The organism is Microbacterium sp., from assembly GCF_031180975.1.
Classification (GTDB): domain Bacteria; phylum Actinomycetota; class Actinomycetes; order Actinomycetales; family Microbacteriaceae; genus Microbacterium.
The window spans coordinates 583,790-606,345 of record NZ_JAPSLI010000001.1; the positions used below are offsets into that span (position 1 = coordinate 583,790).

Annotated in this window: 28 protein-coding genes; 10 read left to right on the forward strand and 18 right to left on the reverse strand. The window is 69.1% G+C overall.

The genetic code is table 11. The features are described from left to right. Nucleotides 1–36 precede the first annotated feature (36 nt). Complete coding sequence (locus RIF65_RS02735; RefSeq protein WP_309066621.1) at nucleotides 37–273, reverse strand: hypothetical protein; 237 nt, start codon at nucleotides 271–273, stop codon at nucleotides 37–39. A 176-nt stretch (nucleotides 274–449) separates the two neighbouring features. Further along, entirely contained in the window at nucleotides 450–827 is a 378-nt protein-coding gene (locus RIF65_RS02740; protein WP_309066622.1) for a DUF4186 domain-containing protein, read from the reverse strand. Between the two features lie 56 nt (nucleotides 828–883). Between RIF65_RS02740 and RIF65_RS02745 the strand changes: the two genes are divergently transcribed. Beyond that, nucleotides 884–2,284: a threonine/serine ThrE exporter family protein gene (locus RIF65_RS02745; RefSeq protein WP_309066623.1), complete on the forward strand. Its 1,401-nt coding sequence runs from the start codon at nucleotides 884–886 to the stop codon at nucleotides 2,282–2,284. 15 nt (nucleotides 2,285–2,299) lie between these two features. Here RIF65_RS02745 and RIF65_RS02750 read toward each other — a convergent pair whose 3' ends face one another. From RIF65_RS02750 to RIF65_RS02770, 5 genes are read right to left on the reverse strand one after another with little or no spacing between them, the layout of a single operon-like run. Next, nucleotides 2,300–3,358: an SIS domain-containing protein gene (locus RIF65_RS02750; RefSeq protein WP_309066624.1), complete on the reverse strand. Its 1,059-nt coding sequence runs from the start codon at nucleotides 3,356–3,358 to the stop codon at nucleotides 2,300–2,302. A gap of 37 nt (nucleotides 3,359–3,395) precedes the next feature. Then, on the reverse strand, nucleotides 3,396–4,244 hold the full coding sequence (locus RIF65_RS02755) for a carbohydrate ABC transporter permease (protein WP_309066625.1): 849 nt from the start codon (nucleotides 4,242–4,244) through the stop codon (nucleotides 3,396–3,398). Next, the gene (locus tag RIF65_RS02760) at nucleotides 4,241–5,185 is read right to left on the reverse strand and encodes a carbohydrate ABC transporter permease (RefSeq protein ID WP_309066626.1); all 945 of its coding nucleotides are present in this window, start codon (nucleotides 5,183–5,185) and stop codon (nucleotides 4,241–4,243) included. The genes RIF65_RS02755 and RIF65_RS02760 overlap by 4 nt, the downstream gene beginning before the upstream one ends. A 1-nt stretch (nucleotide 5,186) precedes the next feature. Beyond that, nucleotides 5,187–6,485, reverse strand: a complete 1,299-nt coding sequence (locus RIF65_RS02765) for an extracellular solute-binding protein (RefSeq protein WP_309066627.1) — start codon at nucleotides 6,483–6,485, stop codon at nucleotides 5,187–5,189. Further along, a complete protein-coding gene (locus RIF65_RS02770; RefSeq protein WP_309066628.1) occupies nucleotides 6,482–7,420 on the reverse strand; it encodes a BadF/BadG/BcrA/BcrD ATPase family protein in 939 nt (312 codons plus the stop codon). The genes RIF65_RS02765 and RIF65_RS02770 overlap by 4 nt, the downstream gene beginning before the upstream one ends. 118 nt (nucleotides 7,421–7,538) lie before the next feature. On the opposite strand from RIF65_RS02770, the gene RIF65_RS02775 reads away from it, so the two are divergent. The 3 genes from RIF65_RS02775 to RIF65_RS02785 all read left to right on the forward strand — a co-directional run bounded on the left by RIF65_RS02775 (nucleotide 7,539) and on the right by RIF65_RS02785 (nucleotide 9,258). After that, the gene (locus RIF65_RS02775; RefSeq protein WP_309066629.1) at nucleotides 7,539–8,726 is read left to right on the forward strand and encodes an ROK family transcriptional regulator; all 1,188 of its coding nucleotides are present in this window, start codon (nucleotides 7,539–7,541) and stop codon (nucleotides 8,724–8,726) included. 16 nt (nucleotides 8,727–8,742) lie between these two features. Continuing rightward, on the forward strand, nucleotides 8,743–8,916 hold the full coding sequence (locus RIF65_RS02780; protein ID WP_309082484.1) for a hypothetical protein: 174 nt from the start codon (nucleotides 8,743–8,745) through the stop codon (nucleotides 8,914–8,916). Nucleotides 8,917–9,000: 84 nt separating this feature from the next. Further along, a complete protein-coding gene (locus RIF65_RS02785) occupies nucleotides 9,001–9,258 on the forward strand; it encodes a hypothetical protein (RefSeq protein ID WP_309066631.1) in 258 nt (85 codons plus the stop codon). 96 nt (nucleotides 9,259–9,354) lie between these two features. On the opposite strand, the gene RIF65_RS02790 is transcribed toward RIF65_RS02785, so the two are convergent. Next, a complete protein-coding gene (locus tag RIF65_RS02790; protein ID WP_309066632.1) occupies nucleotides 9,355–9,630 on the reverse strand; it encodes a hypothetical protein in 276 nt (91 codons plus the stop codon). 145 nt (nucleotides 9,631–9,775) lie between these two features. Here RIF65_RS02790 and RIF65_RS02795 point away from each other — a divergent pair, with 145 nt between their 5' ends. Both RIF65_RS02795 and RIF65_RS02800 read left to right on the forward strand, forming a co-directional pair. Further along, nucleotides 9,776–10,018, forward strand: coding sequence for a hypothetical protein (locus RIF65_RS02795; protein ID WP_309066633.1), 243 nt, complete (start codon nucleotides 9,776–9,778; stop codon nucleotides 10,016–10,018). Nucleotides 10,019–10,085: 67 nt separating this feature from the next. Next, complete coding sequence (locus RIF65_RS02800; RefSeq protein ID WP_309066634.1) at nucleotides 10,086–10,400, forward strand: DUF7882 family protein; 315 nt, start codon at nucleotides 10,086–10,088, stop codon at nucleotides 10,398–10,400. 48 nt (nucleotides 10,401–10,448) lie between these two features. Here the strand turns inward: RIF65_RS02800 and RIF65_RS02805 are convergent, their stop codons facing one another. From RIF65_RS02805 to RIF65_RS02815, 3 genes are all read right to left on the reverse strand, one after another. Beyond that, nucleotides 10,449–10,709, reverse strand: a complete 261-nt coding sequence (locus tag RIF65_RS02805; protein WP_309066635.1) for a DUF6458 family protein — start codon at nucleotides 10,707–10,709, stop codon at nucleotides 10,449–10,451. A gap of 111 nt (nucleotides 10,710–10,820) precedes the next feature. Further along, complete coding sequence (locus RIF65_RS02810) at nucleotides 10,821–11,981, reverse strand: low temperature requirement protein A (RefSeq protein WP_309066688.1); 1,161 nt, start codon at nucleotides 11,979–11,981, stop codon at nucleotides 10,821–10,823. A 41-nt stretch (nucleotides 11,982–12,022) separates the two neighbouring features. Further along, nucleotides 12,023–13,198 carry a glycosyltransferase gene (locus tag RIF65_RS02815; protein ID WP_309066636.1) on the reverse strand — a complete coding sequence of 392 codons (1,176 nt, stop codon included), beginning with the start codon at nucleotides 13,196–13,198 and terminating at the stop codon, nucleotides 12,023–12,025. Nucleotides 13,199–13,314: 116 nt separating this feature from the next. On the opposite strand from RIF65_RS02815, the gene RIF65_RS02820 reads away from it, so the two are divergent. Both RIF65_RS02820 and RIF65_RS02825 read left to right on the forward strand, forming a co-directional pair. Then, complete coding sequence (locus RIF65_RS02820; RefSeq protein ID WP_309066637.1) at nucleotides 13,315–13,578, forward strand: glutaredoxin family protein; 264 nt, start codon at nucleotides 13,315–13,317, stop codon at nucleotides 13,576–13,578. Nucleotides 13,579–13,628: 50 nt separating this feature from the next. Next, the gene (locus tag RIF65_RS02825) at nucleotides 13,629–15,344 is read left to right on the forward strand and encodes an aldehyde dehydrogenase family protein (RefSeq protein ID WP_309066638.1); all 1,716 of its coding nucleotides are present in this window, start codon (nucleotides 13,629–13,631) and stop codon (nucleotides 15,342–15,344) included. Between the two features lie 98 nt (nucleotides 15,345–15,442). Here RIF65_RS02825 and pip read toward each other — a convergent pair whose 3' ends face one another. Both pip and ypfJ read right to left on the reverse strand, forming a co-directional pair. After that, nucleotides 15,443–16,405, reverse strand: coding sequence for a prolyl aminopeptidase (gene pip, locus RIF65_RS02830; protein ID WP_309066639.1), 963 nt, complete (start codon nucleotides 16,403–16,405; stop codon nucleotides 15,443–15,445). Nucleotides 16,406–16,471: 66 nt separating this feature from the next. Beyond that, complete coding sequence (gene ypfJ, locus RIF65_RS02835) at nucleotides 16,472–17,341, reverse strand: KPN_02809 family neutral zinc metallopeptidase (RefSeq protein WP_309066640.1); 870 nt, start codon at nucleotides 17,339–17,341, stop codon at nucleotides 16,472–16,474. Nucleotides 17,342–17,440: 99 nt separating this feature from the next. On the opposite strand from ypfJ, the gene RIF65_RS02840 reads away from it, so the two are divergent. Then, entirely contained in the window at nucleotides 17,441–18,427 is a 987-nt protein-coding gene (locus RIF65_RS02840; RefSeq protein WP_309066641.1) for a malate dehydrogenase, read from the forward strand. A 54-nt stretch (nucleotides 18,428–18,481) separates the two neighbouring features. Continuing rightward, nucleotides 18,482–18,937 (forward strand): recombinase family protein, encoded by a 456-nt coding sequence (locus RIF65_RS02845; protein ID WP_309066642.1) that lies wholly within the window; start codon nucleotides 18,482–18,484, stop codon nucleotides 18,935–18,937. 13 nt (nucleotides 18,938–18,950) lie between these two features. On the opposite strand, the gene RIF65_RS02850 is transcribed toward RIF65_RS02845, so the two are convergent. The 5 genes from RIF65_RS02850 to RIF65_RS02870 form a co-directional block, all read right to left on the reverse strand. Further along, a complete protein-coding gene (locus RIF65_RS02850; RefSeq protein WP_309066689.1) occupies nucleotides 18,951–19,673 on the reverse strand; it encodes a hypothetical protein in 723 nt (240 codons plus the stop codon). Between the two features lie 230 nt (nucleotides 19,674–19,903). Further along, nucleotides 19,904–20,467, reverse strand: coding sequence for a T6SS immunity protein Tdi1 domain-containing protein (locus RIF65_RS02855; protein WP_309066643.1), 564 nt, complete (start codon nucleotides 20,465–20,467; stop codon nucleotides 19,904–19,906). 9 nt (nucleotides 20,468–20,476) lie between these two features. Continuing rightward, entirely contained in the window at nucleotides 20,477–21,118 is a 642-nt protein-coding gene (locus RIF65_RS02860) for a polymorphic toxin type 15 domain-containing protein (RefSeq protein WP_309066644.1), read from the reverse strand. Next, nucleotides 21,118–21,789 (reverse strand): WXG100-like domain-containing protein, encoded by a 672-nt coding sequence (locus RIF65_RS02865; RefSeq protein ID WP_309066690.1) that lies wholly within the window; start codon nucleotides 21,787–21,789, stop codon nucleotides 21,118–21,120. The genes RIF65_RS02860 and RIF65_RS02865 overlap by 1 nt, the downstream gene beginning before the upstream one ends. 127 nt (nucleotides 21,790–21,916) lie before the next feature. Further along, on the reverse strand, nucleotides 21,917–22,555 hold the full coding sequence (locus tag RIF65_RS02870; RefSeq protein ID WP_309066645.1) for a hypothetical protein: 639 nt from the start codon (nucleotides 22,553–22,555) through the stop codon (nucleotides 21,917–21,919). Between the last annotated feature and the right edge of the window lies 1 nt (nucleotide 22,556).

Below are 22,556 nucleotides of genomic sequence, written 5' to 3' on the forward strand. Positions count from 1 at the left end.
ACGGAGAGAAGGGGGCGGCCTCGAGTACCGCCAGGTCTACGCCGGCGATGCGGCTCGCGCACGCGGCGTCACGAAGCGGGTCAAGCAGCACCGGTCGGGCAGGAAGCCCTTCGACAGGCTGATCTGGTCGGACGTCGAAACGTCGAGCCTCGCGATCGACAGCTTCCGGGCCCTGGACACCCCTCGCAGCTCCCAGGGGTCGGCATCCATCACGAGGAATCCGGCATCCATCAGCTCGCGGCGCAGCTGGTTGGCCTCCTCGGCAGAGGTCACCCACGCGAGCGATCAGCAGAAGCCCGCTCACCGAGGGATGAGAACATTGGCGTCCAGGTAGACCAGACTCTTCCCCCGCACTACTGCACTCAGAAGTCGTCCGCGAACGCTGTGGTCGAGGTCTCCGTCTCCCCGCCTCCCCTCCGAAGTCGTCTCCGTGGCGCCCGACGCCGCCCTCACTCCGGCGCCGCCCCGTCCGGATACTGCCCGGCGATCCACCGGCAGATCGCCTCGACGACGTACTCCTTCTCCGCGGCGTGCAGCGGTCTGCCGGCGGGGATGCCGTGCCACTTGCTCAGGCAGGTGCGGCAGCACGTGGCGGTGGCGTGCTGCGCCACGAACACGGGATGACCGCGGTAAGGCGTCTGCCGCCCGTCGTTGCGCGGCTCGGCGGGTGCGAGCCGCGCCTCGATGAGTTCGGCGGCGTGGTTGCGCACCGCCGCCATTCCGCGCAGGTCGACGATGGCCCGGTCGCGTCCGTAGAGCCGGAACTTCGCCCGGAACGGGTGGCGCCCGATCCGCGCGAGTCTCGCATCCAGTTCGTCCACCGCCACCTCCCGAAGCCGACGCCCTGATACCGTACCGGGAGCCACCGACCCCGCCTGGAGCCATGCCCATCGATCACCACCGGCGCCTCATCGCCTCCGTCCGGCGCGTGATCCGCACAGACCCATCGGGGGTCGCGTCGACCCAGGTACTCGCCGTCATCGACGACGCCATGGTGGGCCGGATCCTCGAGCTCGCGATGCGGATCGGCGAGTCGATGTTCGCCGTCGGCGCCTCAGCGCACGACGTCGCGTTCACGATCATCCGCGTCGCCGACGCGTATCACCTGCACGGCGTGCAGGTGGATGTCACCTACAACTCCATCACCGCCTCGTACCACCGCGGTGACGAGGATCGGCCGACGACGCTGCTGCGCGTGGTGCGCGTCGCGTCGCCCGATCACGCGAAGCTGCAGCGGCTGCAGGCGCTCGTCGTGGAGATCGACGAGGGACTCGAGCTGGATGCCGCTCGCGCGGCGTTCCGCAGCATCCGCCGCACCCCGTTCCTGTACCGACCGCTCGTCGTCATCGTGGCCCGCGCGCTGCTCGCCGTGGGCGTCGCGATCATGTTCGACGCTGCACCGCTCATCGTGCTGCTGAGCTTCGTCGCCGCTCTGTGCGCCGCCGTCGTGCAGGCCGGATTGGCGCGTCTGCAGGTGCCGTCCTTCTTCAGCCAGATCGCCGGCGCATTCGTGACGACCATGGTCGCCCTCGCCGTGTCGGCGCTCGGCGAAGCCGGAGTGGATGCCTTCACCGGCATCCGCCCGTCGATCATCGTCGCCTCCGGGATCGTGCTGATGCTGTCAGGGCTGACCGTGGTGGGCGCGGCGCAGGATGCGATCGACGGCTTCGCTCTCACGGCGGGCGGACGCATCCTCGACCTCACGATGCAGACCATCGGCGTCGTGCTCGGCATCCTGATCGGGCTCGAGCTCGGTCGCGTTCTCGGATTCGGTGGGACGACACCGATCGAGGCGTTCCCGTTCGGTCCCCTGCCGGCGCAGCTCGCCGGCGCCGCGATCGTCGCCGTCGCGGTCGCGCTGTTCAACGGCGCCGGCCCGCGCATCATCCTGGTCAGCGCCGCGCTGAGTCTGATCGCAATCGCCGGCTACAACGGGATGCTGCTGCTGGCCCTGCACGAGGCCGCGGCGAGCGCCGTCGGTGCACTGCTCGCCAGCTTCGCCGGAATCCTCGTCGCCAGACGCCTGCACGTGCCGTCGGTCGCCGTCACGACCGCCGCGATCGTCCCGCTCGTGCCGGGCCTCGCGGTCTTCCGCGGGCTGCTCGGGCTCATGCAGTCCGACGGCACGGCCGAGGGGATCCTGGTCGGCGTCGGTCCGCTCGTGCTCGCGGCGTCGATCGGCATCGCCCTCGCCGCCGGCGCGTCGCTCGGCCTTTACCTCGGCACGCCGGTGCGCGCGACGCTCAGCAGTGTCGCGAAGTCCCGCGCGCGCGTGCGGCGCTGACCCGGCGGGAGCTGATCACCCCGCAGTCTCGAGCTCGGTGTCCTTCTCGAGCTTGGTGTCGTCCTGGTGGTACAGGAAGTCCTCGATCACGAGCCCTCGTCGTGCCGCGACGGCCTCGGTCACCACGTGGATGGCGATCGCCTCAGCGATGACGCGCGCGAACCCGCGAGCCGCTCCGGCCGGCAGCGCGAGGACGCGTACATTCTCGTGCGCCAGCGGCGCGAGCTCCTCCTGACCGGCAGCCGTCACGACGAGCGTCTTCACGCCTGCCTCCGCCTGCGCGGCCACCATGCCGAGCCCACGCCCGTCTCCGAAGAGCACCAGACCAGTACCCGGCTTCGCGCATTCCATCGGCCCGTGCAGGTACTGATAGGTCTCGTATGGCGCCGTCGGAAGCCGCAGCGCCTCCCGGAACACCAGAGCGCCCTGTGCGGCGGACGTGTACGAATACCCCATCCCCACCAGGTCGACGGACCCGACGCCGTCGAAGAAGGCTGCGAGCGACTCCGCCTGAGCGCCGAAACGCTCCAGCGCCTCCCGCACGAGCGCCGGCACGGCCGCCTCGTCGATCGACTCGCCCGGCAGCCCGGCCGCCCGCAGCAGGGCCGAGTACGCCATCAGCGTCGCGTTGTAGCCGGCGGTGTAGACCGGGGAGTCCGGGATGCCGCCGTACGAGACGACGGTGTCGCTGACTTCGGCGATCTGCGACGCAGCGAAGTTGGTCACCGCGATGCGACGGCCGGGCGCGAGCCTCCTGGCGACCTCGATGGGCTCGGGGCTGCGGCCGGACTCGGACACCAGGATGTAGTGGTCGCCCGGCTCGTATCCCTCTGCCGCGCCGTACAGGTCGGATGCCGTGATGTTCACCCCGCGCACCCCTTGTGCGGCCAGCGCGGCGACCAGGGCATTCGCGGAGTGGCTCGATGCGCCCATCGAGATGACGGCGACCGTCTCGCCGGGACGCCAAGGCGCGATGTCGGCTGCCGCGATCGAGGAGGCCAGCTCCCGTGCGGCGACCTCGAGCGTCTGCGGCTGGTCCCATACGGCGGTGGAGAAGGGGACACGATCTGACATGGGATTCCTTTCGATGGGTGCGGACAGTCGCACCGGCTCAACCCTTGACGGCGCCTGCGGCGAGGCCGCTGACGACCTGCCGCTGGAAGACGAGCGCGATGAGCACGGGCGGGATGGAGGCGATCAGACCGCCAGCGGCGACGAGCCCGAAATCGGTCGTGTACCGGCCGGCGAACTCGGCGATGGCGACGGGCAGGGTCTTCGCGGCATCCGTCGAGGTGAAGATGAGCGCGTACATGAACTCGTCCCACGCCAGCAGGAAGGCGAACATCATCGCCGCGAAGATCCCCGGCTTCGCGGAGGGCAGGATGACCCAGAACAGCGCGCCCAGGCGTGTGGTGCCGTCGATGCGCGCGGCCTCTTCGAGGTCGGCGGGGATGGTGGCGAAGTAGTTGCTGAGGATCCAGAGCGTGAACGGGATGACCAGCGCGCAGTCCACCAGGATCAGGCCGATCGTGGTGTCCAGCAGGCCGAGAGAGCTGAGGATCAGGTAGAGCGGGATGAGCAGGGCGACCTGCGGCAGCATGTAGGTGGCCAGGAAGATCATCAGCGTCGTGCGGCGGAACGGGAACTGCAGCCGCGCGAAGGCATACGCCCCGAAGACGCCGACGAACATCGAGATCAGCACTGTCGCGGAGCCCACCACCAGCGAGTTCACGAACGCGGCGCGGAAGCTCCGGCCTACCGCCGATTCGGCGTCGAACAGGATGGCGGCGTACCGGTCGAGATACAGCTCGGAAGGCCACCATCGTGCCGGCTTGGCGACGATGTCGTTCTGCGGGGAGACGCTCGCCAGCAGCGTCCACGCCAGCGGCGCGATGCACCCGATGGCGACGATCAGGGCGGCGGCGTACGTCAGTACGGTGACAGAGGTCCTGCGCTTCACAGCATGCTCATTTCCGATCGGCGCAGCAGCCGCAGATACAGGGCCGACAGCGCGAGGATGACGACGACGATGAGGTAGGAGATCGCGGATCCCAGCCCGTAGTTCTGCTCGGAGAACGCGGTCACATACGTGTAGTACGAGATCGTCTGCGTCCCGTTCGCCGGGCCGCCGCGTGTCATCGCGTACACGATGTCGAACACCTTCACCGCCTCGACCGTGCGCAGCACGAGCACCAGCGCGATCGACGGCGCGAGGAGCGGGATCGTCACGGAACGGAAGGTCCGGAACCAGCCGGCGCGATCCACGCGCGCCGCCTCGTACAGCTCGCCGGGGATGGCGGTCAGCCCCGCCAGGAGGAAGAACGCCACGAGCGGCGTGGTCTTCCAGGCGTCCGCGACGATCAGGAAGTTGAGCGCGGTGAACGGGTCGGACAGCCATGCCTGGTACTGATCGATCAGCCCGAGCTGACTGAGGAGCCCGTTCAGCGCTCCGTACTGCGCGTTGTAGATGCCCTTCCACATCGCGGCGTTCACGATCGTCGGGAGGGCCCACGGCAGCACCACCAGCGCTCGCAGCAGCCATCGCCCCCGCAGGCGCGCGTTGAGCAGCCACGCGATGGCGAGCCCCAGGACGAGCTCGATCCCGGTCGAGGCGATGGTGAAGTACAGCGTGCGGCCCATCGCACTCCAGAAGCCGCCGCTGCTGAGAGCCTGGAGGTAGTTGTCCAGGCCGACGAACGGCGTGACGGTCGCGACGGCGGACTTGACCTCGAAGAGCGAGATCAGCAGCGTCCGGAACATCGGATAGACGATGACGCCGAACACCGCGAGGAAGGCGGGCAGCAGCAGCCAGAATGCCAGCCTTCCCTGTCGTTCCCGTCCGCGGCGCCGGGGGCGCGTCTGCTCTGAGCGGCGGATGCGTTCCGCCGTCGCGACCGTCATCTCAGCCCTCCAGCTTCGCGTTCGCTGCGGCGACGGCGTCGTCGAGCGCTTCCTGCGCGCTCTTGTCGCCGAGCAGAGCGTTCTGGAGCTCAACCTGGATGATCTGCGAGACGCTCGAGTAGTTGGGCACCGCCGGCCGGAGGATCGACGCGTCGTACGCCTCCTCGGCGACCTCGAAGATCTCGGGGTTGGTGGCGACCAGTTCCTCGTCGGTGTAGCTCGACGTCCAGTTGGGCAGGCTGGATTCGACGTACTGGTCCTGCACCTCCTGGCGCGTGATGAACGAGATGAACTCCCACGCCGCGTCCTGGTTCTTCGAGTTCGCTCCGATGGAGTACGCCATCGCGCCGTTCACGCCCGGTCGTGCTCCATCGGGGCCCGCCGGCGTCGGCAGCACCCCGGCCTCGATGGAGGAGATCGACGGGTCCTGCAGGTCGCGCAGGGTCGAGTCCCAGTTCAGACCGAAGGCGGTCTGTCCCTGAGCCATCGCCTTGGAGACGTCATCCTCGAGGAACGTCGTGGATGCCGGGTTCGACAGACCCTCCTCGAGGATCCGGATCATCCACTCCAACGCTGCGACCCCCGCACCGTCGTTGATGATCAGCCTGCCCTCGTCGTCGGTGAACTCGCCACCGAACGCCCCGAGCAGCTGCGCGTAGTCGCAGATCAGCGCCTCCGCCTGCGCCCAGCTCCAGGCGATCGGGTACTCGCTGATGCCCTGCGCCTTGATCCTGCGGGCGACCTCGAGCACACCGTCCCACGTGGCGAGATCCGCTTCGGAGGCGCCCACGGCGGCGACCATCTCCTTGTTGAAGTAGAAGAGCTTGGTCGCCGGACCGTTGGGCACGCCGTAGTAGCGGCCCTGGTACTCGGCGGTCGGCAGCACACCGGGCAGCATCTCGTCGCTCCACTCGTCGGGGAAGCGATCGGTCAGATCGGCGATGATCCCCTTCGAGGCGAACTCGGCCGGCCAGATCACGTCGATCAGCACGACGTCGTAGCTGCCGGACGGCGCCGAGGTGACGATCTTGTCGTGCAGCGCCTCGTAAGACACGAAGGTCGGCTCGACGTCGATGTCCGGATGCTCCGCTTCGAAGTCCTCGATGATTGCCGCGTAGTCCTCTTCGGTGTATCCCGCCTGCTTCATGAACAGCGCCTTGACGGTGCCCGTGCCATCGCCGGCGCCGCCGCCGCTGGACACGCCGGTGACGCTGCAGCCGGCGAGCGATGCCGCCAGCACCAGGGTGCCGCCGACGACGAGTGTCGCGGGGCGGCGTCTCGGATTGCGGTGGATGTTCATTTCTGCCTCCTTTGGTCAGTCATCCACGGATGGATGGATGGAGCCCCGGTGTGTTCGAGGCGCGCGCCGAGCGCGATCGCGCCGGCAACGGGTGGGGTGTCGAGTACGCGGAACGGAAGCCGGACGTCGCGTCGGCGCAGCTCCGCCTCGATCGCGCACGCCAGCCGTGGCTGGTTCGTGACCACACCACCGGCCGCCACGACGGCATCGGCGACAGCGCCCCGCCGCAGCACCTGGGCGACCTGCCGTCCGAGGGCTGCGCCGGCGCGCTGGATCACCGTCGCGGCGACGGCCGACCCGCCATCGGCCGCGTCGAAGACGAGCGGCGCCGCCTCCGCCCATCGATGGATGCCGGCCTGCGCGGTGAGGACCCAGGCCAGGTCGTTCGCGCTCGCAGCGCTGTAGTGCGCCATCAGCGCCGGGCCGAGCCGGTCGCCGCTCCCGCCGGCGTCGGCGTCCTCGAGGACCGCGATGACGGCCTCGCGGACGATACCCGGTGCGCTTCCCGGATCGGCGAGCAGCCAACCGTGGCCACCGGCGGTGACGGGGCGGGTCGCGGCGTCGGCACCCACCACGATCGAGCCAGTGCCGGCGATCACGCCGATCGCGCGTTCTACCCCTGCCGCTGGGCCCACGAGCGCGGCGTCGTTGGTGACGAGCACGTCTCCCGGCCTGCGAGCGGCGAGGGCTGCACGGAAGGCGCTGATCTGTGCGGGGGTGTCGCATCCGTGCGCGCCGACCGCGAGGGGCGCGGCACCGGCCGCGGGCTCGAGCCGGGCGATGGCTGCGAGCAGGCCCTCGACACTGGTCGGGTGCTCGAGGGAGCGTCCTTCCAGCCAGCTCGCCGTCGAGACGCGAAGGTCTCGCGTCCGTCCCTCGGCGTCGACGACGCGGATGTGCGTCTTCGTGCCTCCGACATCGACTCCGACGATCATGAATCACTTTCTTATCACTCAGATTGAAAAGATGTAGTCTGAGCGTAGAGGCACAGCCACGGCCGGGTCAACAATGGGTTCGGGCAGAATGGCCCAGGACTCGGACAGGATGGGTGACATGACGAAAAGCCCCGCGCGTGGGACTCGCCCGGCGACCGCGACGGCCAGCACCCTGCTCCTCGTCAATCAGACCTCGATCCTCGACGTCCTCAAGACGCGCGGCCCGATGTCGAAGGCGCAGATCAGCGAGGCCACCGGGCTCAGCCCGGCGACGGTCAACCGGCTCACGGCGGCGCTGATCTCCCAGGGCCTCATCGCCCGGCACGGGGTGGAGGCCTCGACCGGCGGCCGCCCGCCGATCCTGCTCGCCTTCGCCGGCACCGCCCACGTGGTCGGTGCGGTGCAGATCCGCTCGGACGCCGTGTCAGGAGCGCTCGTCGACTTCGACGGCACCATCATCGAGCGGCGCCGGCGGACCATCCCGGCGCGCGGTGCCCGACCGGGCCTGACCGCCTATCGCACCCTGGTGGCCGAACTCGAGCGCCTCGGGCAGGAGCGCGGCACTCCCGTGCTGGCGATCGGCGTCTCGGTGACGGCGATCATCACGCCGAAGGGCGACATCTCCGGACTCGACCCCGAGCGATGGAGCGCACTCACGGTGCAGCAACTGGAGGAGGACCGCAGCACCCCGGTCGTCGTGGAGAACGATGCGAACGCACTGGCCATCGGGGAACTGCACCGCGGCGTGGGGCGCGAAAGCCGGAATTTCGTCACACTGCTGCTGGAGCGGGGCCTCGGAGCGGGGATCATCGCCAACGGGTCGCTCTACCGAGGGGCGCACTCGGCCGCAGGCGAGATCGGCTTCCTCCTGGTGGAGTCCAGTTCGTTCGGCCGCCGGTTCGAGTCCGCGGGCGACCTGGAGACCCGGCTGAGCCCGGCCACCGTCACGCGCGAGGCGGAGCGCGCGGGGGTTCGGCACGGCGGCGACCTGACGGCGATCCAGCTCGTCGCCCTGGCGCACGCCGGCGACGAGCGCGCCGCGCCGCTCGCTCAGCGCATCCTCGACGACGTGGCGCGAGCCCTCGGCGCGCTCGCGAGCATCCTCGATCCGGAGTACATCGTCCTGGGCGAGGGCCTGGACGGCGGGTCGGAGGCGATAGCCCCCGCCCTCCGCAGCCGGCTCGAGGGCAGGATCCAGCACGTCCCTGCGATCATCACTGCCTCCCTCGGCGCGGATGCCGCCCTGCTCGGAGCCGCCGAGATGGCGATCCAGGCTGCACGGGAAACGGCCTACGTGTATCGCTGACGGCGTGGAAGAGTGGATGCTGCCCGCGCGTCCAGCCCGACGCACCGCATCGTCACAGCAGGAGCAGCATGCGCGCCGTCGTCTACGACCGGTCTCCCAGGACTTCGATGACCTCCAGGTCGGCGAGGTCGACGAGCCGAAGCTTCCGCCTGGGTCGGTGCTGATCGAGGTGCGGGCGGCGGGTGTGTGAACCCGGTCGAATGAAAGCTGATGGCGGGTCACCTGGACAGGCTGTTACCCACCCAGTTCCCTGATCCACGGAGCCGCGCGCGGCGTGGGCGGGTTCGGTGTGCAGATCGCGGCGGCCCGAGGCGCACGCGTGATCGGCACGGCATCCGAGTCCAGCCACGACTACCTCCGCGCCCTCGGAGCCGAGCCCACCACCTACGGCGACGGCCTGACCGAGCGCGTGCTTGCGCTCGCGGCGGGCGGGTCGACGCCGTCGCCGACGTCGCCGGCCGACAGCTGGAGACCACCCTCGCGGTGCTGCGCGACGGCGGTCCGCACGCGTCTGTCGCCGACTCGAGCGTGACCGCGCATGGCGGGCGGCACATCTGGGTGCGCCCCGACGGCCGTGAGACCGCGCGGCTCGCCGCGCTGGCCGACGAGGGAGCACGGGCTCCTCGCCTCACACCCTGCGGACGCTGAGCAGCTCCCACCCTTCGGGCACCTTCGCCCGCAGGGCGGCCATGTCGTCGGCCTCGATCTCGGTCGACTCGTCGCGCCGCGCGAACGTGCCGGTCGCCTCGATGTCCTGCGAGCCCTTCAGCATCCGCGCCGGGGCGGAGAGCAGATCGAATCCGTGCGGCGCCTGTTCGCCGAGCTTCGCATGCAGGTCTGCGAGCGACCCTCCCCTCACCTCGACGGTCGTGGTCTCGACAGGACGGATGCGGCCGATCAGCATGCATCCAGCCTACGAAAGCATCCGGCCGAGACGAGTCGCGCAGACGCGACACCTTGTAGCAGAGTGACACACGCCAGGTCAACGGTTCCGAATTTGGTGGTTCGTGGGTGACACTGTCCTCGGGGGTTGGAGAGCGGAGGGTCGTATGTCAGCGACGGGTCAGGACCGGTACGTCCTGCGTCAGGTGTCCCCGGATGACTGGGTCATCATGGACCACGTCTTCTCGTCCGACGGCGCGCATCACCTCGTGGGGTGCGTGACCGAGTACGAGGGCCATGTCGAGGTGCGTTGGTTCCGGCAGTTGTCGCTGCCCACCCGGTTCGCCGCCCGCGAGGATGCGCTCCAGGCGTTCGTCGCCGCGACCGCTCCCGCCCTGGCGGCGGTGTGACGCGGGATATGACGGCGGCGACCGCCCGGATGAGCTTTTCCTCGTAGGGTGCGCTACGGTTCAGCACATGGGCGTACTTCATTACGGCGACGGGAATCACCTGCTGCACATCGAGGACCGAGCCCTCGCGCACCTCAAGGTCGTGATCGCGACCAAGCTGCGCCGCAACGAGAGTTTCACGCTGTCGTGGCAGCACCCGGAGGGTGAGTCCACCGGGCGTTCCACCGTGTGGCTGCACCCCTCGATCCCGTTGCGTTTCCAGTTCGACGAGCCGGAACCGCCTCAGCTGAACATGGCGTGGATCGAGCGGCTCATGCACTCGGCGAACACCAGCGGCGGCATCCTGCTCACAGACGAGGTCGTGGACCCCGTCTCGACCTGACGGCCGGCGACGGGAACCACGACCTCGCAGCCCCCTCCGGGGTTCGGATCACACCACGTCTTCGTCGCCGGGTCGACGGACGGTGTGACGCGAGACGGCGCTGCCGTCCGGCGCGGCATCCGTGCGGGTGACGACGTCGGTGCGGCGACGGCGGGCCAACAGGATGATCCCGACGAGGAACACCACGACTCCGGCTCCCATGAGGATGTAGCCGATCAGGTCGAGATCCGCCCAGTCGACCTGCACATTGAGGGCGAACGTGAGGATCGCGCCGATCACGAACAGCACGATTCCGGTTCCGATGCTCATGCGATAGCTCCTTTCGGGTCGCGGCACCGAGGCCGCCTTCTGCCACGATCGGGCAGACGGATGCCGGGCGGCGAGGGCCTTGACACTCGCGCGCGCGCCGTGCGAGCCGTCTCAGCCGCGCAGCGGGGGCCGCAGCACGAGCACGACCACGATCCCGGCGAGGATGACTGCCGTCAGCGCCACCGGGATCGGCAGTACCGGGTCGAGCAGCACCAGGACGGCGCCCAACGGCACCGCGGTGTTCACCACGCGGTCGGCGTTCTCGCGGATCGCGACGAACCAGACGCCCAGCAGGAACAGCGCGATCGGCACCGACACAGTGAGCGACGCGGCGACGGCGTCCAGTTCCGAAGCGCCGATGAGCCGGTCGATCTCCACCTCGATGCCTGCGGAGAAGGCCCCGGCCGCCGCGAAGATCAGGTAGTGGGTGTATCCGTACCGGATCGACTGCCGCAGCCCGCCGATCGCGTGGTGGTGCGGCGGCCAGAAGTAGATCCACCACAGCGAGGCCGTCGCGACGAGCGCGAGCACCGCGATGGCGATCAGCGGCCAGGGCGTCTGCACCTTCTCGATCGCCCCGATGATCGCCTTGGCCGAGGCGAGCAGGCTCTCGCCCAGCACGATCAGGGTGAACAGCCCGTAGCGCTCGGTGATGTGGTGCGGATGCCAGGGCGTCGAGCCGCCGCCCATCTCCGAGAGCACCGGCACGGCGATCTCGGCCAGCGCGAGCGCGATGAACCCGAGGACCTGGAACTCGGCCGGGATGAACAGGAAGCCCACCCAGAGCAGCTGCACGACCGCGATGCCGAGCGCGTACCGGCGCGCCGTGCGCTGCGCGTCTCCCGCGCGGCGGGACGCACGCAACCACTGTGCGATCATCGCCACGCGCATGACGATGTAGCCGAGCACCGCGAGGGTGAAGTCGTGGTGGAAGGCCGGCCCGATGCCCGCCGCAAGGATCAGCACCCCGCCCATCTGCACGAACGTGAGCACCCGGTACAGCCAGTCGTCGGTAGAGAACGAGGTCGCGAACCAGGTGAAGTTCATCCACGCCCACCAGATCGCGAAGAACACCATCGCGTAGCTGACGACACCCTCGACCGGGTGCGCGTCGGCAAGCTGGTGGTGCAGCTGTGCTGATGCCGCGCTCACCGCCACCACGAACACCAGGTCGAAGAACAGCTCGAGCGGACTGGCGGTGCGGTGCGGTTCCTCCGGATCGCGCGGCACCATGCGGTGCAGGCGCGAGCGCGAGCGTCCTTCGTCGACCATCACCGGTTCAGGATATGCCGCGACGCCCGGTCTGGGTTGCGTCAGAGCTCGCCGGGGCGCATGGCCTCCGCATCGATGGCGCGGATGATCCGCTGCGCCGCGGTGTCGACGGGCGGCTCGGCACCGGCATCCGTGTCACGACGCCGCCGCGGCGCGTACACGACGAGCGCGTGGAACAGGAACCGGGCGAAGAACGCCACCACCAGCGACAGTGCGGTGGCGAGGACGCTGGAGATGTGCCAGCTCTCCACCATGAGCGCCATGACGGGGATGCGCAGCGCCGCCTCGATCCCGTTGAACGACACGGATGCCGCGAAGCGCACCCACAGCCGGGACGCATCCCCGCGGACGTCGTCGAACACGAAGCGCTCCTGCAGCACGAAGTTGCCGACGATGGTGGCGGCGGCGCCGATCACCGCCGCCCAGATGTAGTCCATCCCGAGGTGCGTGAGCAGCCACATGATGCCGATGTTGGCGATCGCGCCGATGCCGCCGATCAGCGCGAACAGACTCATCTTGCCGAAGCGGAGCCGGGCCAGGTGGGCGACGAACGTGGCACCCTGCCGAAGGCTCGCCTTCGACGTGCCGTGCCGGCGCTCCCCGAACGCCATCGGCACCTCGGCGATGCGCAGCTCGTCGCGCGCCAGGATCTCGAGCAGGATCTTGAACCCGCGCGGGCGAAGCGCGTCCAGGTCCAGGCGTGAGCGGTCGACGAGGAAGAACCCGGTCATGGGATCGGTGCTGCCCCACAGCCGCCGCGGGAACATCGCCTTGGTCAGCCAGGTCGCCGCGCGAGACACGCCGAACCGTACCGCAGTGCCGAGCCCCGCCGAGTCACCGCCGCCGATGTAGCGCGACGCGGCGACGACGTCGGCCCCGCCGGCCGCATGGCGGTCGAGCAGCTGCGGCAGCAGCTCGGGCGGATGCTGCAGGTCACCGTCCATCACGACGCACACGTCGTGGGCCGCCTCACGCAGACCGAGCACCACAGCGCCGGACAGCCCGCCCACGTTATGGTCGCGATGGATCGCGCGGACGGTGAGAGGGGCGGATGCCGCGACGCGGGCGATCTCGGACATCGTGTCGTCGTCACTGTCGTCGATGAACAGGATCTCGGCGGTCCGGTCCGCGAGGGCCGCCGCGGTCCGGATCACCAGTTCGGCGATGTTTCCGCGTTCGTTGAAGGTCGGCACGATGACGGTGACGGCCGCGCTCATCTGCTCCCCTTCCCGATTGCGATCCGGCATCCATCGTTTCACGACCGCCTGTGGGCCGGTTCCACGCCCCGCCACCCGCGGAGCCGCCCCCCTGTGAGCGCGATTACCCTGGAAGTATGACGATTTCCGCATCCGACACGATCACCATGTTCGGCGCCGACTGGTGCCGCGACTGCATCCGCACGAAGAAGCAGCTCGACGAGCTGGGCATCGAGTACAAGTACATCGATCTCGTCGCGGAGCCGGCTGCAGCGGACGTCGCGAAGGAGATCTCGGGTCGCACCAACATCCCCGTCGTCGTCTACCCCGACGCCAGCCACCACGTCGAGCCGTCCAACGCCGACGTCGAGGCGAAGCTGCGCGAGCTCTCGCTGATCTGATCGCGCCGCGGGTCCGTCATAGGCTGTGACGAGATCCGAAGGAGACGACGATGGCCGCCCTTCCCGCTCTCGCCGAGCGCCGCGCCCTCGACGCACACGTCGACGCGCTCCAGGGCGGCGCCGCGGTGTGGGCGGCCCTGGACCTCGGACAACGGGCGACCCTGCTGCGCGCCCTGCGGGAGAGCGTCGTGGCGGCGGCCGAGGACTGGGCTGAGCTCGCCGCCGATTCGAAGCTGTTGCCGCCGGGGCACCCGCTGCGTGGCGAGGAGTGGCTGAGCGGACCCTACGCCGTGCTGGGTGCGATCGATGCCTACACCGACACTCTCGGGAAGCTCGCTGCGGGGCACAGCCCGCTCGACGGGGTCCGTACCGGCCGCGCTCCAGGCGGGCGCGTGCGCGTCGACGCCTTCCCGCTCACCGGCATCGACCGCTTCCTGCTGTCTGGCTTCACCGGCGAGGTGTGGCTGCAGCCCGGGGTCACACGGCGTCAGGCGGGGGCCGCGGCGGGTCTGGCTCAGCGGGAACCGACCGCATCCGGTGGCGTGGGGCTCGTGCTGGGCGCGGGCAACGTCACCTCGATCCCGGTGCTGGACGTGCTGTACGAGCTGCTCGCGCACAACCGCGTGGCACTGCTCAAGCTCAACCCGACTCAGGACACCCTGTTGCCGGTGTTCGAACGCGCGCTCGCCCCGCTCACCGAACCCGGCCTGCTGCGCATCGTGCAGGGCGGTGCCGACATCGGCGCGTACCTGGTGTCGCATCCGGGGGTGTCCCAGGTGCACGTCACCGGTTCGGAGGCGACGTTCGACGCGATCGTCCGGGACTCGGATGCCGAGCCCGCCGCGCCGACGAAGCCCATCACGGCCGAGCTCGGCGGAGTGTCGCCGATCATCGTCGTCCCCGGCGAGTGGACCGACGCCGACATCACCTACCAGGCCGAGCACATCGCCACCATGCGGCTGCAGAACTGCGGTCACAACTGCCTCGCCGGCCAGGTCGTGATCCTCTCGTCTGACTGGCCGCAGGCCGCGCAGTTCCGCTCGGCTCTGCGTCGCGCGTACGCCATGGCGCCGGAGCGTCCGCTCTGGTATCCGGGCGCGACCGAGCGCATGCGGCAGGCGGGCGCGGCGCACCCGGGCGCGCTCGTACTCGCCGACCGGCTGTTCATCGAGGTGGAGGACGGAGCGGATGCCGGGACGCTGGCCTCCACCGAGTACTTCGCCCCGGTGCTCGGTGTGATCGCCCTCCCGGGGACGGGGCAGGAGTTCCTCGACGCGGCGGTCGCGTATGCGAACGACCGGCTGAACGGGACGCTCGGGGCGAACCTGCTCGTCGATCCGGCGACGGAGGCCGCGCTGGGCGCCGGCTTCCCGCGCGCGGTCACCGCCCTGCAGTACGGCACCATCGCGATCAACGGATGGGCGGCGTTCGGGTTCATCACCCCGACCCTCACCTGGGGCGCCTTCCCGGGCGGCACGCTCGACGACGTCGGCAGCGGCATCGGCGTCGTGCACAACGCGCTGCTGCTGGACGGAGTCGAGCGGTCGGTCGTGCGCGGACCGTTCCGCCCGCTCCCGCGATGGATCACCGACGGCATCCGGCATCCGGCATCCCTGCGGCTGACGCGGCCAACCATCCTGCCCAAGCCGCCGTGGTTCGTGTCGGCACGCACCGGGGCGCGGGTGAGCGAAGGGCTCACGCGGTTCCGGGCGCGCGGCGGGGTGCTCGGTCTGGCCCGCACGCTGCTGGCGGCGCTGCGGGCGTAGTCCTCGAACGGGTCCACGCCTGGGTTGCTGAGCCTGTCGAAGCACCCATGCACAAGCTCAAGGGATCAACACGTCGCGAGCTCTGGGACCCGGCCGCGTCAGCCCGCGAAGCGGTCGGTGGCGGCGCGCAGCGCCCGTGCGATGCCGGGCTCGGCGGCGGAGTGCCCGGCATCGTCCACGACGACGAACTCGGCCTCCGGCCACGCCGTGTGCAGCTCCCACGCGGTCATCATCGGCGTGCACACGTCGTAGCGTCCCTGCACGATGACGGCCGGGATGCCGCGGATCACCCCGACGTTCTCGAGCAGCTGCCCCTCGCGCAGCCACCCGCCGTGCACGAAGTAGTGGTTCTCGATGCGGGCGAAAGCGATGGCCGATGCCGGCTGCGTGGCCTTCCGGATCTCCTCGGCGTCCGGACGCAGCGTGATCGTCGACATCTCCCACGTCGTCCACGCCACGGCGGCCGGGACGTGCACGGCGGGGTCCGGGTGGAACAGGCGCCGGTGGTAGGCGTCGATCAGGTGTCCTCGTTCGAGCACCGGGATCTGCTCCAGGTAGCCCGCCCACAGGTCAGGGAACAGCGCAGACGCACCGCCCTCGTAGAACCACTCCAGCTCGTGCTTGCGCAGCGTGAAGATGCCGCGCAGCACCAGCTCGGTGACGACCTCGGGGTGCGACTGGGCGTACGCCAGCGCGAGGGTGCTCCCCCACGAGCCGCCGAACACCTGCCAGCGCGGGATGCCGAGGTTCTTGCGCAGCAGCTCGATGTCGGCGACCAGGTGCCAGGTGGTGTTGTAGCGCAGGTCGGCGCCCGGGTCGCTGGCGTGCGGGGTGCTCTTGCCGCAGCCGCGCTGGTCGAACAGCACGATCCGGTACTTGTCCGGATCGAAGAAGCGCCGCTGCCACGGCGAGGTGCCGCTGCCCGGTCCGCCGTGCAGGAACACGACCGGCTTGCCGTCGGGGTTCCCGCTCTGCTCCCAGTACACCCGGTTGCCGTCCCCGACCAGCAGGTGTCCGGTCTCGTACGGTTCGATCGGCGGGTACAGCGCCTCCAGCTCCATGTCTCCCCTCCCTGCACCCGCGGCGTCGCGGGCGCACGTCTCACCGCCTGCGCGGGCGCGCGGCTGCTACAGCTGGTCGCCCGGCACGCCGAACGTGTCGCAGACGCCGAGTCCGTTCTTGTAGCCGTTCGCGAACCAGTACTGGCGCTGCTCGCTGGTGCCGTGCGTGAAGCTCTCCGGGTTCACGAAACCGGACTGCTCCTGGATGTGATCGTCGCCGACGGTGAACGCGGCGTTCAGCGCGTCCTTGACCTGTGCGTCGGTCGGCTTCTCGAGGTACGGGACGCCCTGGTCGTCCTTCAGTTCGGTGACATCGCCCAGCCACGCGCCGGCGTAGCAGTCGGCCTGCAACTCCATCCGCACCCCGTTGCTGTCCGGACCAGTGCCGTTGTTCGGGTACTGCTCCATCACGCCGGTGATGTTCTGGATGTGGTGGCCCCACTCGTGCCCGACGATGTATAGCTGCGCCAGCTCACCCGCGGAGGCACCGAACTGGTCGCGCATGATCTGGAAGAAGTCGGGGTCGATGTACACGCCCTGCTCGGGCGGGCAGTAGAACGGACCGACCGCGTTGGACGCCGTGCCGCACTGGGTGGGCGTCTGCCCCTCGACCACGGTCATCGAGGGGGCCACGTAGCCGTCGACGTGCTGCTCCCAGTACTCGTTCAGCACGACCTCGGCGCCCGCCATGCGGCAGTCGTCCTGCGTGTTCGCGTCCTCACCGGTCTTGCACTCCAGCAGCGCCTCCGAGGTGGGCGCAGGGCCGGGGGCGCCGCCCCCTCCGCCGAGCAGGCCGGTCAGGTCGACGCCGGTGAACATGCTGATCAGCAGCACCGCGATGCCGCCGAGACCGACGGCCCCGCCGCCGATGGCGGCGCCTCGGCCGCGGCGCCGCGTGGAGTGGCCTGAGATGTCGGCATCCGGGTTGAACGTCATGCAGAAACGCTACCGCTCCCTGACCTGCGCACACAGGGATTGACGGCCGCCGCCGATGACCTCTGTCCCTGCCGGGCGGTCCGGACGTAGGGTCGAGGAATGGCGACGACGATCACGATCACCGGGGCGGGCGGCCAGATCGGGTACGCCCTGCTGTTCCGCATCGCGGCGGGCGACATGCTCGGCGCGGACGAGAAGGTGCGGCTGCGGCTGCTGGAGATCCCCCAGGGGATGGCTGCCGCGGAGGGTGCGGCACTGGAGCTGCAGGACGGCGCGTTCGACCTGCTCGAGCACGTCGAGGTCACCGACGACCCGGCGGTGGGCTTCGACGGATGCAACATCGCCCTGCTCGTGGGTGCGCGCCCACGCGGACCCGGCATGGAGCGCGGCGATCTGCTCGCCGCGAACGCGGGGATCTTCGGCCCGCAGGGCGAGGCGATCTCCGCGCACGCGGCCTCCGACGTACGGGTCGCTGTGGTCGGCAACCCGGCGAACACGAACGCGCTGATCGCCGCCTCGCACGCCGACGGCGTGCCGGCGGAGCGCTTCACCGCGCTCACCCGGCTGGACGAGAACCGGGCCAGGGCGCAGCTCGCGCTGGCCCTGGACGCGCCGGTGTCCGGCATCCGTCGGGTGGCGATCTGGGGCAACCACTCGGCGACGCAGTTCCCCGACATCTCGCACGCCACGGTCGACGGGCGGCCGATCGAGACGGCGCTCGCCGAGCGGGTGGGTGACGTGAGCGCCTGGCAGGAGACGACGTTCATCCCCCGGGTCGCCAAGCGCGGCGCCGAGATCATCGAGGTGCGCGGGTCGTCGTCGGTCGCGTCAGCGGCGAGCGCGACCATCGATCACGTGCGCGACTGGGTGCACGGCACGGAATGGACGAGCGCAGGGGTCGTCTCGTTCGGCGAGTATGGCGTGCCGGAGGGGCTGGTGTCGTCGTTCCCGGTGCGCTCGGTCGGCGGCCGCTGGGAGATCATCGAGGGTCTCGAGCTCGACGAGTGGGCTCGGGCACGACTCGACGCGTCGGTCGCCGAGCTGGTCGACGAGCGGGAGGCCGTGCGCGCGCTCGGCATGGTCTGACCGTGGTCATCCGCTGGCGCCGACTCGGGCAGAATGGATACCGGAGGTGCGGCGATGAACAACGCGACGAACGCGGATGCCGGGGCGGAGATCGCCCTGACCAGTCCGCTTCACCTTCCCCACGCGGCGGCCGAGTGCCCGAAGTGCCTGGCGAACACGGAGCACGACTGGTGGTCCGCCCGCCCCGAAGGTGCGCGGCTGGTCGGGCTCGTCGTGGCGCGCGAGGGGATGCCGTCCGTCGTGCAGCAGCGCGAAGACCTGGCCCGCTTCGGTGTGCCGATCGAGGGGTTCCGGCACCCGGCGCCGGAGATCCTGGAGAGCTGGGGAGACCGCCTCGCGCGGTTGATCGAAACGCTGCAGCGCGGTGACGTGCTCGTCGTGGCGAACATCCACGCCCTCGGCCGCGACCTGGACGAGGAGACCCGTACGGTCGCGGAGCTGCGCCGTCGAGGCATCATGGTCAAGGTGCTCGGCCACCAGGCCCGGCACCTCGCCGATGCCGGGCGCTGAACGCGCCGGACCCTCAGTCCTCGTCGGAGTCGGCCTGGCTCCGGAGCGTCTCGTCGTCGAGCAGTGCGAGGTCGGCGCGTGTGACGACCTGTGAGGTCACGGCGTACTCGACGAGCCGGGCACGACGGTTGGTGGCGAGCTTTCCGGGCCCGCCCCGCAGGCCCTGCACGCCCATCCGGTCGAGTTTGTCGCACACGTTGTCGAGTTTGCGGTTGAACTTGCTGATGGTCCATCCGAGGCGCCTGGCGGCGTCGCTCGATGACGGCAGTTCGTTCATGCTCACGCCTTCGCGGCGCAGCATCGGCTCCGCCAAGGCGACCATGAGCTGCTTCTGCATGGGCGTGAAGCTGGCCGGCATGACGGTCGTCTCACCGCTCATCGACGCCTGGATGTGGCGGGAGATCTCGTAGGGCGCCTCTTCCGTATGCAGGCTCAGCTCGTACGTGACCGGGCCTGCGGTGAAGACGATCACGTTGCGCTCGAAGACGAGCGGCATCCGCGCACCGGGCGAGAGCCACGACTGCACGGCGCCGCCGGCGCTGGAGATCGTGGCCGCGAGGCGCACGCCGATGTTCGCCAGCCACCACAGTCCGTCTCGGTGCTGGAGCTCGAGGAAGTGGCGGTGCAGGTAGGGGTTCTCGTCGATCTCGAGGTCGCCCTCGCGTCCGATGATGAACGGATTCCCCGAGGGCACGTCGTACCACTCGCCGGCGAACTCGAGCCGGAGCGGCGGCACCCGCTTCGCCTTCGTGGCGGACTCCGTCTCGAGCTCGGCCCCGGAATTCACATCGGTCACGTCACGACCCCCTCGGCACATATCCTGCCACGGAGGTCGTGGGTCGGCAGAGTCAGCGGGCTCCTCGACGCCCACGACGTGCACGACGTGCCAGGAGACTGGCTCGGGATGGAAGAACGCATCCCAATCGCCGAGCTCGGGAATCCGGAACCACGTGGCCGAGCGATTCGTCAGTGACCGATGACACCCTGCAGGTCGACGGCCACCTGGATGGCCGGGATGGTCTCCCGCTTGTGCAGGTTCTCCACCTTCTCCTGTCCGCCCAGCGAAAGTAGCGGCACGAAGATGAACGACTGGTCGTACGGCAGCTCGCCGTGTGCAGCCACCGCCTCCGGGAAGATGTCCCAGTGGAGGCTGTCGGAGAGTTCCTCGGGCCCGTCGAGGTCGACCATGAACAGGAAGTCCTCGAGCGAGGAGTTGAGTCCGACCGTACGGTGCTCGCGGTACAGGATGCCGACCAACCCCGGGTGGCTCGGCTCCCAGGTGATGAGGTCGCCGAGGCCGGTGACCATGATCGGGATCGCGATGCCATCACCCTGCGTCTTGCCGATGCAATCGCCGACCTCGGCCTCGTAGAGCTTCGGGTCGATGATGCGCAAGAACCCATGGGCGAAGGTGCCGTAGCCGTACTTCTCCCAGACCTCGACCAGCTCGTCCGGAACGCGGCCCCGATACTCCTCGATGATCTCCGGCGGGACCGGCGCGTGCGGAACGAAATCAGCGATCTCAACCATGCTTCCAACCTATCGGAGGACGATGTTGATGTAGGTGTTGTCCAGATCTACGCCTGGATTCGCGTTGAGGAAGTCGATCACGGCCCGATCGATGTCACCGACTCGGCTCCTCCACTGGGAGCCGAGAGAGGAATTGATCCGCGTGTCTCCGACTCGCGAAATGTCGGTGACGTTCCCACCTGCGATGCCGTCCAACCGATGCAGCGCGGCTTGTCCCTTCATCCATTCTTCGGCGATCTGCTTCGCCTCATCGCGGCTCTTTCCCGCGCGGCGGAGTTCGGTGATCTTGTCCTTCAGGCCGATGTCCCGCGCGTTCTCCTGCGCCCGAAGCGAGTCCGAGGTGCGCCCCTTCTCGAGAAACTCGATCCGGTTCTTCAACCAATCCGACAGCGGCATCGACTGCAGAGTGGCCATCTGCTCGTCGTACTGCCTCTGGTACTCCGCCGAGTCATGCTTGCTGTTCCTCTTGAACCTCTTCACGCTGACATCGACCTTGCCGTCGAAGTTGTCGAGGTCCCGGACCTGGCGCACGACAGTATCGAGGTGGCCGTCGATGTTCGCCGTGAGCTGGTGCAGCTTGTGGTCCGCATGAGCGAATCCCTTCAGCGCCGCCTGCTTCAGTTCCTTGATGATGGGTTTGACCGCGCTCATCAGTCGTCCCCTCCGAAGTCCAGGGCGGAGAACTCCGCGAAGAACGCCGACGTCAACGTCTGAATATCCGCACCATGCACCTTCATCGTCGACTGCGCCTCCTCCAGCGCCTGCAGATCCGCGTAGAACTCATCCGAATCCCCCGCCGTGGACTCCACCATCGGCGCATCCAGAATCGCGTCGATCACCGCCGGCAACTCCTCCGCCAACGGCTCGATCGCCATCGGCGCGAGCTGATTGATCAACTGCTCCACCGCGATGTCCACCGCGGCGTTCAACAGCTTCTTCTTGATCAACAGCATCGGCCCCGCACCCGCCGCCGTGATCGGATTCGTCAGCATCGCCACCAACGTGATCATCGTCGACGTCACATCCACGATGACCTTGATCTTCAACGCAAGAATCGCATCCGCCGCGACATCCATCGCCGTGGCCGCCGGGGGCATGATGTCCACCAGCTTCTGCAGATTCTGCGACCGGTTCGCATTCCACGCGCTCAGCGTCGCCGGACCCGTCTGCCCCCGCATCGCCGCGCCGATATCACCGTTCATCTTCCGGTCGACCGACTGGATCACACCCTCCAGATCCGACCCGAAATTGCGCACCAGCGTCGCGCCCTTGCGCACCTCATCCTCATCCACATCCGGCCACTCGAACCCGAGCTTCTCCATCACCCAGACAAGCTCATTCGGCAACATCATTCCCACGGCGCCACCTCCTGGATCGAGGGTACTTTCCGGTCATGAAGGCCACCATGGGTAGCACTTCCCACGCGCACAGCTCCCCCAGCGCTCGCAGTCAGTCCCCGGGGACGTCGAACTCGATGCTCACGAACCGCGAATCGGGGATGGTCTTGATCTCGACCTTCGCACCGTCCAGCGCGCCCGGCGGCAGATCGAATCGCGCTTCGAACTCGGCCTGGCTCGACGCGCTCAGGGCATCCGCTTCGCCAGCGGGAGCGAGGAAGCTCATGTCGCCCTCGCTCTTCGCCCCGTACTTGTCCGGGCTGTCCTGCCCGATCGCGTCCTCGTAGAGCTCTTCGACGAGCTGTCCGGGCACCTTCTTCGGTGTGCCCTTCACCTCGTCGGCGATGTCGCCCGGCAGCGACCTCACGTCATTGCCGACGGAGCGCCCGAGATCGCGCGCCAGGTCGTAGTCCGGGTCGCGGTGCCGCGGCTGGTACCCGCGCAACTGCGCGTCGACCCCTCGGCTGACATCGCGCAGAACGCCGTACTCCTTGGCATGGGAGGTCGGCTTCTTGCCGTCTCCCCGATGCTTCGGCTCGTAATCGGTGTTGCGCTTGTCGAGACCGCGGATGGCGTCGGCATCCGCTCTGTGCTTGCCTCCGCGATTGCGGAAGGCGCCGGCGAAGCCGCGTTTGAACTCGTGCCCGGCGCCGTCCACGGCATCGATGACGTCGCGGATCAGCTTCTTCATC